This window comes from Bradyrhizobium cosmicum (assembly GCF_032290525.1).
GTDB lineage: Bacteria > Pseudomonadota > Alphaproteobacteria > Rhizobiales > Xanthobacteraceae > Bradyrhizobium > Bradyrhizobium cosmicum_A.
The window spans coordinates 1-265 of record NZ_JASXTA010000280.1; the positions used below are offsets into that span (position 1 = coordinate 1).

Sequence of the window (265 nt, forward strand, 5' to 3'; positions counted from 1 at the left end):
GTGATGACGAAAGCCGTCGGCAACAAGTTCCAATCCCACACCCAATTCCCGAACGGAAGAAGTTCCGGTACGAGGAAGAAGGATTCCGAACGGACGACGGGATTTCCAAGGTCGAGTAAATGGAACAAACCGAACCCGACAAATAGCGTCATGACGAGCCCATATTGTTTAAAGCGACTTTGCTCTAGCGTAAGTGCGAACAAGACGAGACCTGCCGTCGCTACGGCCTGAACGACGTTGATTCCGTCTTCCGTCACCCCAAATC

General features: G+C 52.1%; 1 protein-coding gene. It reads right to left on the reverse strand.

The annotated features are described in order from the left end of the window. Positions 1-265, reverse strand: a 265-nt coding sequence (locus QSV46_RS39965; RefSeq protein WP_314964128.1) for a hypothetical protein, incomplete at both ends; no start/stop codon positions are given.